This is a genomic window from Pseudomonas tohonis, from assembly GCF_012767755.2.
GTDB classification, from domain to species: Bacteria; Pseudomonadota; Gammaproteobacteria; order Pseudomonadales; family Pseudomonadaceae; genus Metapseudomonas; species Metapseudomonas tohonis.
Genome location: NZ_AP023189.1, coordinates 6,387,409 through 6,399,831 on the forward strand (window position 1 = coordinate 6,387,409; position 12,423 = coordinate 6,399,831).

General features: G+C 67.0%; 12 protein-coding genes. 5 read left to right on the forward strand and 7 right to left on the reverse strand.

The features are described from left to right. Positions 1-75 precede the first annotated feature (75 nt). The 7 genes from ssuB to HSX14_RS29385 form a co-directional block, all read right to left on the reverse strand. The gene (gene ssuB, locus HSX14_RS29355; protein ID WP_173176786.1) at positions 76-885 is read right to left on the reverse strand and encodes an aliphatic sulfonates ABC transporter ATP-binding protein; all 810 of its coding nucleotides are present in this window, start codon (positions 883-885) and stop codon (positions 76-78) included. After that, complete coding sequence (ssuC, locus tag HSX14_RS29360; protein WP_111260822.1) at positions 882-1,667, reverse strand: aliphatic sulfonate ABC transporter permease SsuC; 786 nt, start codon at positions 1,665-1,667, stop codon at positions 882-884. Before ssuC ends, ssuB begins: the two co-directional genes overlap by 4 nt. 10 nt (positions 1,668-1,677) lie before the next feature. Then, on the reverse strand, positions 1,678-2,835 hold the full coding sequence (ssuD, locus tag HSX14_RS29365) for an FMNH2-dependent alkanesulfonate monooxygenase (protein WP_173176788.1): 1,158 nt from the start codon (positions 2,833-2,835) through the stop codon (positions 1,678-1,680). Between the two features lie 110 nt (positions 2,836-2,945). Beyond that, positions 2,946-3,911 (reverse strand): sulfonate ABC transporter substrate-binding protein, encoded by a 966-nt coding sequence (locus HSX14_RS29370; RefSeq protein WP_173176790.1) that lies wholly within the window; start codon positions 3,909-3,911, stop codon positions 2,946-2,948. A gap of 109 nt (positions 3,912-4,020) precedes the next feature. After that, positions 4,021-4,596: an NADPH-dependent FMN reductase gene (gene ssuE / locus HSX14_RS29375; RefSeq protein WP_173176793.1), complete on the reverse strand. Its 576-nt coding sequence runs from the start codon at positions 4,594-4,596 to the stop codon at positions 4,021-4,023. A 124-nt stretch (positions 4,597-4,720) separates the two neighbouring features. Beyond that, positions 4,721-5,359, reverse strand: a complete 639-nt coding sequence (locus HSX14_RS29380) for a peroxiredoxin (protein ID WP_173176795.1) — start codon at positions 5,357-5,359, stop codon at positions 4,721-4,723. 312 nt (positions 5,360-5,671) lie between these two features. After that, positions 5,672-7,015 (reverse strand): OprD family porin, encoded by a 1,344-nt coding sequence (locus tag HSX14_RS29385; protein WP_173176797.1) that lies wholly within the window; start codon positions 7,013-7,015, stop codon positions 5,672-5,674. A 429-nt stretch (positions 7,016-7,444) separates the two neighbouring features. Between HSX14_RS29385 and HSX14_RS29390 the strand changes: the two genes are divergently transcribed. The 5 genes from HSX14_RS29390 to tauD all read left to right on the forward strand — a co-directional run bounded on the left by HSX14_RS29390 (position 7,445) and on the right by tauD (position 12,191). After that, positions 7,445-8,416: an aliphatic sulfonate ABC transporter substrate-binding protein gene (locus tag HSX14_RS29390; protein ID WP_173176799.1), complete on the forward strand. Its 972-nt coding sequence runs from the start codon at positions 7,445-7,447 to the stop codon at positions 8,414-8,416. Positions 8,417-8,625: 209 nt separating this feature from the next. Beyond that, positions 8,626-9,606, forward strand: a complete 981-nt coding sequence (gene tauA / locus HSX14_RS29395) for a taurine ABC transporter substrate-binding protein (protein WP_173176801.1) — start codon at positions 8,626-8,628, stop codon at positions 9,604-9,606. 129 nt (positions 9,607-9,735) lie between these two features. Further along, a complete protein-coding gene (gene tauB, locus HSX14_RS29400; RefSeq protein ID WP_173176803.1) occupies positions 9,736-10,518 on the forward strand; it encodes a taurine ABC transporter ATP-binding subunit in 783 nt (260 codons plus the stop codon). Further along, positions 10,515-11,345 (forward strand): taurine ABC transporter permease TauC, encoded by an 831-nt coding sequence (gene tauC, locus HSX14_RS29405; RefSeq protein ID WP_173176805.1) that lies wholly within the window; start codon positions 10,515-10,517, stop codon positions 11,343-11,345. The genes tauB and tauC overlap by 4 nt, the downstream gene beginning before the upstream one ends. Positions 11,346-11,357: 12 nt before the next feature. Further along, entirely contained in the window at positions 11,358-12,191 is an 834-nt protein-coding gene (tauD, locus tag HSX14_RS29410; protein WP_173176807.1) for a taurine dioxygenase, read from the forward strand. Positions 12,192-12,423 lie beyond the last annotated feature (232 nt).

Consider the following 12,423-nt stretch of genomic DNA (forward strand, 5'->3'; position numbering starts at 1 on the left):
GTTGCAAGCTCCAAGCGGCAAGTCGGAGCGTCCTGCTCTTCCTTGCGGCTTGTGGCTTGCGCTTGCCGCTGAGGGTTAAAGCGCCCAACGCAACTGCGTGGGCAGGGGTGAAAAGGGTTCCGGCTCCGGGGGCGAGGCGGGTTGCGACAGCACCCGCTCCAGCACCTCGGCCTCCAGTGCCGCCAGCCGTGCCGAACCACGGGCGCGGGGGCGGTGCAGTTCCACGGCCAGGTCGAGACCGACCTCGCCGTCTTCGATCAGGATCACCCGGTCGGCGATGGCCACGGCCTCGCTGACGTCGTGGGTGACCAGCAGCACGGTGAAGCCGTGCTTCTGCCAGAGGCGTTCGATCAGTTGCTGCATCTCGATGCGGGTCAGCGCATCCAGCGCGCCCAGCGGTTCGTCCAGCAGCAGCAGGCGCGGTTCGTGGATCAGGGCGCGGGCCAGGGCCACGCGCTGCTTCTGGCCACCGGACAGCGCCGCCGGCCATTCCTGGGCGCGGTCGGCCAGGCCCACGGCCTCCAGCGCTTCCAGGGCCTTGGGCCGCCAATTGCCGGAGAGGCCGAGGCCGACGTTGTCGATCACCCGTTTCCAGGGCAGCAGGCGGGCGTCCTGGAACATCAGCCGGGTGTCCTCGCGGGCGTCTTCCAGGGGCGCCGAGCCGGCCAGCAGTTCGCCACGGGTGGGCTTGTCCAGCCCGGCCAGCAGGCGCAGCAGGGTGCTCTTGCCGCACCCGCTGCGACCGACCACGGCGACGAACTGGCCGGCGGGGATCAGCAGGTCGATGTCCTTGAGCACTTCGCGCTCGCCGAAGGACTTGCCGATGCTGCGGATCGCCAGCGGGATGCCGCGCTTCAGGCGCTGGGGCGTGGAAAGCGCGTTCATGCCGCACCTCCCTTGGCCTGGTAGGCCGGGTGCCAGCGCAGCCACAGGCGTTCGAGGCCACGGGCGGCGACATCGGCCAGCTTGCCGAGCACCGCGTAGAGCAGGATCGCCAGCACCACGACGTCGGTCTGCAGGAACTCGCGGGCGTTCATCGCCAGGTAGCCGATGCCGGAACTGGCCGAGATGGTCTCGGCGACGATCAGGGTCAGCCACATGAAGCCGAGGGCGAAGCGCACGCCCACCAGGATCGAGGGCAGCGCGCCGGGCAGGATCACCTGGCGGAACAGGCCGAAGCCGGAGAGGCCGTAGCTGCGCGCCATCTCCACCAGCGCCGGGTCGACGTTGCGGATGCCGTGGTAGGTGTTGAGGTAGATGGGGAACAGGGTGCCGAGGGCGACGAGGAAGATCTTCGCCGACTCATCGATGCCGAACCACAGGATCACCAGCGGGATCAACGCCAGGTGCGGCACGTTGCGGATCATCTGCACCGAGCTGTCGAGCAGGCGTTCGCCCCATTTCGACAGGCCGGTGATGAAGCCCAGCAGCAGGCCGAGGCCGCCACCGATGGCGAAGCCGATGCCGGCGCGCCAGCCGCTGATGGCCAGGTGGGTCCAGATCTCGCCGCTGGCCACCAGTTGCCAGCCGGCGGTGACCACGGCGCTGGGCGCCGGGAGGATGCGGGTGGAGAGCAGGCCGGTCTCGACGGCGATCTGCCAGGTGGCCAGCAGCACGAAGGGCAGTGCCCAGGGCGCCAGGCGCTGGAGGATTGACTGGAAGTTCATCTCGGCGTCCTCAGCTCTGCGAGACCTTGAGGCGACGCTCGGGCAGCGCCTCGTTGGCCACCATCTCGCCGAAGGGGCTGACGAAGGCCAGGCCATCGCTCGCCTGCGGGCGCGCCACGTCCAAGTGGGGGAACAGCAGCTCCGCCACGCGGTAGGACTCTTCCAGGTGCGGGTAGCCGGAGAAGATGAAGGTGTCGATGCCGAGGTCGGCGTATTCCTTCACCCGCGCGGCCACGGTGGGGCCATCGCCCACCAGCGCGGTGCCCGCACCGCCACGCACCAGGCCGACGCCGGCCCAGAGGTTGGGGCTGACTTCCAGCTTGTCGCGACGGCCGTTGTGCAGGGCGGCCATGCGTTGCTGGCCGACCGAGTCGAAGCGGGCGAAGGCCGCCTGGGCCTTGGCGATGGTCTCGTCGTCGAGGTTGGCGATCAGGCGGTCGGCGGCGGCCCAGGCTTCTTCGTTGGTCTCGCGCACGATCACGTGCAGGCGGATGCCGAAGCGCACGCTGCGGCCGAGCTTGGCGGCCTTCTCGCGCACCTGTTCGATCTTCTCCTTCACTGCGGCCGGTGGCTCGCCCCAGGTCAGGTACAGCTCGACCTGTTCGGCGGCCAGGTCCTGGGCGGCCTCGGAGGAGCCGCCGAAGTACAGCGGCGGGCGCGGTTGCTGCAGCGGCGGGTAGAACAGCTTGGCGCCCTTCACCTGGATGTGCTTGCCGTCGTAGTCGACGGTCTCGCCCTCCAGCACGCGGCGCCAGATACGGGTGAATTCGACGGAAGCCTCGTAACGCTCTTCATGGTTCAGGTGCAGGCCGTCGGCGGCCAGCTCGTCCGGGTCGCCCCCGGTCACCAGGTTGAACAGGGCCCGGCCGCCGGATAGGCGGTCGAGGGTGGCGGCCTGGCGCGCGGCGACGGTGGGCGAAATGATCCCCGGGCGCAGGGCGACGAGGAATTTCAGGCGCTGGGTCACCGGGATCAGCGAGGCGGCGACCAGCCAGGAGTCCTCGCAGGAACGCCCGGTGGGGATCAGCACACCGCCGAAACCGAGGCGGTCGGCCGCCTGGGCGATCTGCTGCAGGTAGCCGTGGTCGACAGCGCGGGCGCCTTCGGATGTGCCGAGGTAGTGGCCGTCGCCGTGGGTCGGCAGGAACCAGAAGAGGTTGAGACTCATCGCAATAACTCCAGAGTGAGCGCGCCGGCGTGGCGTAGCCGCGCGATGATTGTTCGTTTACGGGTATCGAAACCTCCCCCGCGCCGTCCTGGCGCGGGGCGAGGCGCCAATCACTGTTGCTGGGCGACCTTGGCGGGCGGCGTCCAGATCACATCCTTGATGCTGAGTTTTTTCGGGATCAGCTTCAGGTCGGTGAAGGTGTCGGCGATCTTCTGCTGCGCAGTGACCACTTCCGGGGTGAGGAACTGGGCGCCGTAGCCCTGGCGCTTCACCGCGATGGAGGTGATGTCCCTGGGCAGGCCGAGCAGCGGCGCGACCTGTTCGGTGACCTTGTCCGGGTCGGCCTTGGAGTCCTCGCCCACGGCGCGGACTTCCTCGACCAGGGTGCTGATCACCTGCGGGTGCTGGGTCGCGTACTGCCGGGTGGCCAGGTAGAACTGGTGGTTATCCACAAGCTGGGTGCCGTTGCGCAGGGTGCGGGCCTGCAGCTGTTGCTCGGCGGCCGCCTGGAAGGGGTCCCAGATCACCCAGGCGTCGACGCTGCCACGCTCGAAGGCGGCGCGGGCATCGGCCGGGGGCAGGTACACGGGCTGGATGTCGCTGTACTTCAGGCCGGCTTCTTCGAGGGCACGGACCAGCAGGTAGTGCACGTTGGAGCCCTTGTTCAGGGCGACCTTCTTGCCGGCCAGCTCCTTGACCGACTTGATCGACGAGCCCTTGGGCACGAGGATCGCCTCGCTGGTGGGCGCCGGCGGTTCGTAGGCGACGTAGAGCAGGTCGGCACCGGCGGCCTGGGCGAACACCGGCGGGGTCTCGCCGGTGACGCCGAAGTCGATGGAGCCGACGTTGAGGCCTTCGAGCAGCTGCGGGCCGCCGGGGAACTCGGTCCACTTCACCTCGATGCCCTGGTCGGCCAGGCGCTTCTCCAGGGAGCCCTTGGCCTTGAGCAGCACCAGGGTGCCGTATTTCTGGTAGCCGATCCGCAAGGTCTCGGCCTGTGCCTGGGTGATGGCGCCGAAGGTGATGGCCGCTGCAAACAGGGCGACCAGGCTCCGACGCAAAGTGATGGTGCGCATGGCGCTCTCCTCGAACTCTGCTTTGGGTAGTGGTTGCGCCTGCTTGCCCGTTGGCGGGCGAGTAAGGCCTTGTTCTTGTCACCCCCGGGGGGGAGTGTCCTGCCGTACTTCAGATGCTCCAGCGCGCGTTGCGCAGGGCATCCGGCTCCAGGGGGCGAGGCCTTCTGGCCAGGGCCCGCTGGAATTGCTCCAGTGATTCGTCCAGGCGTTGCTCCAGGGACGGGGCGAGTTGCACACCGCCGTTCTGGTGCTCCACCTGGCCGTCGTCGGCGAAGATGCCGTGCAGCACTTCCTCGGCCTTGAGGGCCGTCAGAACGGGCCGCAGTGCGTAATCCACCGCCAGCATGTGAGCCTTGCTGCCACCGGTGGCGATGGGCAGCACGACCTTGTGTTCCAGGGCCCGCTCGGGCAGCAGGTCGAGCAGGGTCTTGAGGGCACCGGCGAAGGACGCCTTGTACACCGGCGTCGCCACCAGCAGCCCGTCGGCGCGGCCGACCTGCTCGATCAGGTGCTGCACGCGGGGGCTGTCGAAGCGTGCGTGCAGCAGGTCCTCGGCGGGGAAGTCCCGTACCGCGAAGCCCGCCAGCTCCACCCCATGCCGCTCCAGCCACTGGCGGGCGCGGGTCAGCAGGGCTGCCGAGCGCGACTCCAGGCTGGGACTGCCGGAAAGGGTCACCACCAACATCGGGACTGTTCCTCTTCGATAAAAAACGGACCGGCGCACCGGTCCGAACCCTGCTCTTTCATTCATTGGGGGCTGGCCGAGGGCCGCCCCCGCCACCCCGCACAGGCGGGGCCGGCTCAACGCCTCAGCGATTGGGCTGCGGCGTCAGGCGCAGGTACGGCCGGATCGCCTTGTAGCCACGGGGGAAGCGCTGCTTGATCTCGTCCTCGTCTTTCAGCGAGGGCACGATCACCACGTCATCGCCGTCCTGCCAGTTACCAGGGGTGGCGACCTTGTGGTTGTCGGTGAGCTGCAGGGAGTCGATCACCCGCAGGATCTCGTTGAAGTTGCGCCCGGTGCTGGCCGGGTAGGTGATGATCAGGCGCACCTTCTTGTTGGGGTCGATGATGAACAGCGAACGCACGGTGAGGGTGTCGTTGGCGTTCGGGTGGATCAGGTCGTAGAGGCCGGAAACGGCACGGTCGGCGTCGGCGATGATGGGGAAGTTGACGACGGTGTTCTGGGTCTCGTTGATGTCGTCGATCCACTTCAGGTGCGAATCCACGGGGTCCACCGACAGGGCGATGGCCTTGACCCCACGGGCGGCGAATTCATCCTTCAGCTTGGCGGTCAGGCCCAGTTCGGTGGTGCACACCGGCGTGAAGTCGGCGGGGTGCGAGAAGAGCACGCCCCAGCTGTTGCCCAGCCACTCGTGGAAACGGATGCGGCCTTCGCTGGAGTCCTGTTCGAAGTCGGGGGCGATGTCGCCGAGTCTGATGCTCATGTGCAGCTCCTTGAGACTGGATTCGTCGTTCTGTGCGCTCACTATGCCCAGCCTCGAAGGAAATCAAAAAGAATAAATAACAATTTATTTATAACTTTAAGAGCTATATCTCCAACCCCCTCAAAACACCCCTTCAGCCCTTGCAGGATGGGTAGAGCGAAGCGAAACCCATGCGGTCACCGGATACTCCGCAATGATGGGTTTCGCTCAGCTCTACCCATCCTACGAAGCCGATGTGCCGCCTGCCCCGAATCGCGCCCATAAAAAAGCCCCGCCTCCGCCAGGGGCGGAAGCGGGGCTCGGTGACGCTGCTTACAGCAGGGTCAGGGTGTAGCTCACGATCAGGCGGTTTTCGTCCTGGTCGCGGGTGGTGCCACCCACGTCGCTGCGGAAGGCGGCGTTACGCCAGGACAGGCCCAGGCCTTTCAGCGGGCCGTCCTGCAGGGTGTAGTCCAGGCGGAAGTCACGCTCCCACTCGCCCAGGTCGCCGCCAGTGGCGTTATCGATGCCGCTGCCCTTCAGGTAGGTGGCGACGGCCTTCAGGCCCGGTACACCGGCCTTGGTGAAGTCGTAACCGTACTCGGCCACCCAGGTGCGCTCGCCGGCGCTGAGGAACTTGCCGATCTGGCGGTCGGTGATCAGGTAGGCGGTGGCACCGTCACCCTGGTTCAGGAAGGGGAAGGCGCTGTCGCCGGACACCTGCTGGTAGCCCAGGCTGGCGGCATGGCTGCCCAGGGTGTAGGTGAAGAAGCCGCTCCAGGTGCGGTTGTCGACTTCGCCGCGCAGCGGGTCGTTGCTGGCCCACTTGCCGGCACTGCGGTAACCCTGGCTACGACCGGCGGCGCTGGAGTTCAGGCCATCGGAGGTGCTGTAGAAATAACGCAGATCGGACTTCAGGGAGCCCGGGCCAACCGGCAGCACATGGGTCAGGCCCAGGAAATGCTGTTTGTAAAACTCATCGAGGTTGCCGTAGTAGTACTGGGCCAGCAGATCCTTGGTGACCTTGTAGTCGGCACCGGCGTAGTAGAACTTGTTCTCGAACTTGCCAGTCTGCGCATTGTTGGCGCCACCGATGGACAGGCCACGGGCATCGCTGGAGTTACGGCCCTTGGCGTGCTCGAGCTGGCCACCGACCAGGGTCAGGCCGTCGATCTCGTTGGAGGTGACCTGGCCACCTTCGAAGGTCTGCGGCAGCAGGCGACCGTCGTTGAAGGTCACGACCGGCAGCTTGGGCTGCAGGGTGCCGATACGGCCTTCGGTCTTGGAAACGCGGACCTTGCCGGTCACGCCGATGCTGCCGAAGTCATCCACGGCACGGCCGTCGCCTTCCGACGGGAACACGATGCCGCCGTAGTTATCGCTGCCGTTGTTGTAGTGAGTGCCCTTGCCGGAGTCCAGGCGCACGCCCAGCAGGCCCAGCGCGTCGACGCCAAAGCCCACGGTGCCCTCGGTGTAGCCGGAGGTGTAGTTGAAGAGGAAGCCCTGGCCCCACTCTTCCTGCTTGGAGGGGTTATCGGTGCGCTCGCGGTTGTCCTGGTTGATATAGAAGTTGCGCAGGCCGAGGGTGGCCTTGCTGTCCTCGACGAAACCGCCCGCGACGGCCTGTTGGGCCAGTACACCGGCAGCGATGGCCAAGGCCAGGGAAGATCTGTTCATGCTCGTGCTCCAGATGGTGCTTGTTTCTTGGTGTTTTAGTTTTAGAGGTGAGGCGCGCTCACGCCTCGCTGTATAGAAAAATATACAGCGAAGCAGTATGACCACAGGGTCATGGATTTCCAGCGCGATTCAAGCGAAAGCACCCCGCCCCGGATGGCTGGCAATCTAGGGCAAGGCGCTTAAGGCTTAAAAAGAATTTATTGTCACTTTATTGTAACTAAATCGCATAAAAAGCATCACGGACGAGCTTTGAACCCGTTCTCATCTCGCCGCATAAGCTAATGATTAAAAATTATTGGTCCCGCCTTTTTTAGATCACCTAGCTTCTCGCCACCGGACAACCGGACGAACTTCCCGCTTCGCGATGAAAGCGGGGTCCCGTTCCGGCCTCCCGAGATCGCCGGAAAGCGCATCTTCGAGAGGTTCGTCATGGCCCAGGCCAAGCCCTTCACCCGTACCGCACTGCTCGCCCTCGCACTGGGCATCGGCCTGTTGGCCGCCCTGCCCGTGGACGCCGCCAGCCAGCAGCTGCGCATCGGCTTCCAGAAATCCTCGACCCTGATCACCCTGCTCAAATCCCAGGGCGGCCTGGAGCGCGAGCTCGCCAAGCAGGACATCGCCATCAGCTGGCACGAATTCCCCAGCGGCCAGCCGCTGCTGGAAGCCCTCAACCTGGGTAACGTCGACCTTTCCGCGGATGTCGCCGACACCGTGCCGGTGTTCGCCCAGGCGGCGGGCGCGCAACTTACCTATTTCGCGCAGGAAGCGCCATCACCTTCCGCCCAGGGGATCCTGGTGCACGCGGATTCACCGCTGAAAAGCCTCGCCGACCTCAAGGGCCGCACCGTTGCGGTGACCAAGGCCGCCGGCAGCCACTACCTGTTGATCGCCGCCCTGAACAAGGCCGGGCTGAAGTTCTCCGACATCAAGCCTGCCTACCTCACCCCAGCCGACGGGCGCGCCGCCTTCGAAAACCACAAGGTCGACGCCTGGGTCACCTGGGAGCCCTTCCTCACCAGTGCACGCGAGCAGTTGCCGACCCGTACCCTCAGCGATGGCGCGCACCTGGCCGACTACCAGCGCTACTACCTGACCGGCAGCGCCTTCGCCAAGGCCAACCCCAAGGTGCTGCAGACCGTGTTCGACGAGCTGGTGAAGACCGGCGACTGGCTGCGCGCCAATCCTCGCCAGGCGGCCGAGATCCTCGGCCCGCAATGGGGTGGCCTGGCGCCGGCGATCGTCGAGCAGGCCAATACCCACCGCAGCTACCAGGTACGCGCCGTGCAGCCAGGCAGCCTGGCGGAGCAGCAGAAGATCGCCGACGCCTTCTTCGCCGAAGGGTTGCTGCCCAAGAAGGTGGACGCCCTGGCGCTGCCCATCTGGACCCCGGAAGCCCACTGACTCACTCCTAGGGCCCGCGAGCCGGGCCCTTCGCCTGGACGGGGCAAGTAGCCAGCACTCATAAGCTAATGACTAAAAAGTATTTATTCTGAATTTTTTAGATCATTTAGATTCGCTCCACCGGATCACCGGACACCTTGAGAAAACCCCGATTCCCGTCCCGTGGCCCGGCCTCCGAACCGGCCCGTCGCCCGTTTAGGAGCACCACCATGATCAGCTCTCTGTTCCCCCGTCGCCTGCTGGCGGCATTGACCCTCGGCGGCCTGGCCATCAGCGCGCAGGCCGCGGATTTCACCGTCGCCTACCAGACCACCGTGGACCCGGCGAAAGTCGCCCAGGCCGACGGCGCCTACGAAAAGGCCAGCAACGCCAAGATCGACTGGCGCAAGTTCGACAGCGGCGCCGAAGTCATCACCGCCGTCGCCTCCGGTGACGTGCAGATCGGCTACGTCGGCTCCAGCCCCCTGGCGGCGGCGGCCACCCGCCAGCTGCCGATCCAGACCTTCCTCATCGCCACCCAGATCGGCGACGCCGAGGCTCTGGTCGCCCGCAACGGCGCCGGCATCGCCAAGCCCGAGGACCTGGTCGGCAAGAAGATCGCCGTGCCCTTCGTCTCCACCGGCCACTACAGCCTGCTGGCCGCCCTCAAGCACTGGAAGATCGACCCCAGCAAGGTGACCATCCTCAACCTCGCGCCGCCGGCCATCATCGCCGCCTGGCAGCGCGGCGACATCGACGCCACCTACGTCTGGGACCCGGCGCTCGGCGTGGCCAAGTCCAGCGGCAAGGTGCTGATCAGCTCCGGTGAGCTGGGCAAGCTCGGCGCCCCGACCTTCGACGCCTGGATCGTGCGCAAGGACTTCGCCGAGAAGCACCCCGAGGCGGTCCGCGCCTTCGCCAAGGTGACCCTCGACGCCTACGCCGACTACCGCAAGGACCCGCAAGCCTGGCTGGCCGACAAGGCCAACATCGACAAGGTGGTGAAGCTCTCCGGTGCCAAGGCCGAGGACATCCCGCTGCTGCTGCAGGGCAACGTCTTCCCGCTGGCCGCCGACCAGGTCACCGCCCTCGGCGCACCGACCACCCAGGCCATCAACCAGACCGCCACCTTCCTCAAGGAGCAGGGCAAGGTCGATGCGGTGCTGCCGGACTACGCCCCCTACGTGAGCGCCAAGTACGTCACCAACTGATCGGCTGCGCGTCGGCGGGGCGTCGTTGAAAACGACCTGGGCTTGCTCACCTGCAGCAGCCCCGGTCGTTTGCGACTGGCCCCGCTCCAACTCGCTCGATCCGACACATTCAGAAGAGCGTCGAAGAAAATGGCCTTACTCCAGCTGGAGCGCATCAGCGCACAGTACCCCGGCACGGCCGAGCCGGTACTGACCGACATCTCCCTCACCCTCGGGCCACAGCAGCTGCTGGTCGCCCTGGGGCCTTCCGGCAGCGGCAAGACCACGCTGCTCAACCTCATCGCCGGCTTCGTGCCCCCCAGCGACGGTCGCATCAGCCTCGACGGCCATCCCGTGCAGGGCCCTTCCGCCGAGCGTGGGGTGGTGTTCCAGGACGACGCCCTGCTGCCCTGGCAGAACGTCCTCGGCAACGTCGCCTTCGGCCTCGAACTGGCCGGCGTGCCCCGTGCGCGGCGCGAAGCCAAGGCCCGCGAGATGCTCGCCCTGGTCGACCTCGCCGGCTTCGAGAAGCGGCAGATCTGGGAACTCTCCGGGGGCCAGCGCCAGCGCGTCGGCATCGCCCGGGCCCTGGCCGCCGACCCGCGCGTGCTGCTGATGGACGAACCCTTCGGCGCCCTCGACGCCTTCACCCGCGAACAGATGCAGGAGCTGCTGCTGCAGATCTGGCAGCGCGCCGCCAAGCCGGTGTTCCTGATCACCCACGACATCGAGGAAGCGGTGTTCCTCGCCACCGACCTGATCCTCCTGTCACCCAACCCCGGTCGCGTCAGCGAGCGCCTGACCCTCGACTTCGGCCGCCGCTACGCCGCCGGCGAGAGTGCACGGGCGATCAAGTCCGACCGGGCCTTCATCGAAACCCGCGAACACGTCCTCGCCCAGGTCTTCGCCGAACGGCAAAGGAGAAGCGCATGAGCAGCCTCGACCTGCCCCTGCCGGAAAACAAGGCAGCGGCCCCCGCACCTCGCACCTGGCGCCTCTCCACCTTCGCCATCAGCAGCCTGACCCTCCTCGGCCTGCTGCTGGCCTGGTGGGCGGTGACCACCGCCGGCCTGATCGAGCCGCTGTTCCTGCCCAGCCCCCAGGCGGTGCTGCGCAAGGGCTGGCAGCTGGCCACCCAGGGCTACATGGATTCCAGCCTCTGGGCGCACCTGCTGGCGAGCCTCGCGCGCATCGGCACCGCCCTGCTGGCCGCCGTGCTCACCGCCATCCCGCTGGGCATCGCCATCGGCCGCAACCGCATCGCCCACGGCATCTTCGACCCGCTGATCGAGTTCTACCGGCCGATCCCGCCGCTGGCCTACCTGCCGCTGATCGTCATCTGGTGCGGCATCGGCGAGCTGTCCAAGGTGCTGCTGATCTTCCTCGCCATCTTCGCCCCCATCGCCATCGCCACCGCCACCGGCGTGCGCAACGTCAACCCGGCGCGCCTGCGCGCGGCGCAGTCCCTCGGTGCCACCCCGGCGCAGCTGATCCGCCACGTGGTCCTGCCCAGCGCCCTGCCGGACATCCTCACCGGCGTTCGCATCGGCCTCGGCGTAGGCTGGTCGACCCTGGTCGCCGCCGAACTGGTGGCCGCCACCCAGGGCCTCGGCTTCATGGTCCAGTCGGCCGCGCAGTTCCTGGTCACCGACGTCGTGGTGCTCGGCATCCTGGTCATCGCCCTGGTCGCCTTCGCCCTGGAACTCGGCCTGCGCACCCTGCAACGCAAGCTCGTGCCCTGGCACGGGCAGAACCACTGATCGAGGCCCGTCATGCCCCTGCACATCACCCCCCTCAGCCCCGCCCTCGGCGCCCTCATCGGCGGCGTCGACCTGCGCGAGCCGCTGAGTGCCGAACACCGCGATGGCATCGAGGCCGCCCTGCTCCAGCACCAGGTGCTGTTCTTCCGCGCCCAGCCCCTGGAGCCCACCCAGCAGGCACGCTTCGCCGCCCAGTTCGGCGACCTGCACATCCACCCCATCTACCCCAACATCCCCGAGCAGCCGGAAGTGCTGGTGCTCGACACCGCCGTCACCGACGTGCGCGACAACGCCCTCTGGCACACCGACGTGACCTTCATGGAAACCCCGGCCCTGGGCGCCGTGCTCAGCGCCAAGCTGCTGCCGCCGGTGGGTGGCGACACCCTCTGGGCCAGCAGCAGCGCCGCCTTCGAGACGCTGTCGGCGCCGCTGCAGCGGATGCTCGAAGGCCTCACCGCCACCCACGACCTGGCCCGCTCCTTCCCCGAGGAGCGCTTCAGCCTGACGGCGGAGGAACGCGAGAAGCTGGAAGCGGCCAAGCGCAAGCACCCGCCGGTCAGCCACCCGGTGGTGCGCACCCACCCGGTCACCGGGCGCAAGGGGCTGTTCGTCAGCGAAGGCTTCACCACCCGCATCAACGAGCTGTCGGCGGCGGAAAGCGACGCCCTGCTGCGTTTCCTCTTCGCCCACGCCACCCGCCCGGAGTTCACCCTGCGCTGGCGCTGGCAGGAGAACGACGTGGCCTTCTGGGACAACCGCATCACCCAGCACTTCGCCGTCGACGACTACCGCCCCGCCCGCCGCGTGATGCACCGCGCCACCATCCTCGGCGACAAGCCGTTCTGAGGGGCTCCCGCCCACCGTCTGTGGGAGCGAATTCATTCGCGAAGCAGCCTGCAAGGCTGCCCTTGGCAACACCCGGGAGCGCTTCGCGCTCCTTTCGCGAATGAATTCGCTCCCACGAGTCGCCCCTGCATGTTTCGGCACCCAGCCGCACCATGGCCGATCCCTGCACGTTCACGTCCGTTCCCTGCAACCAAAGGCCGCACCCGCTGGTCTAGGCTTTCCCCTGTCGGCA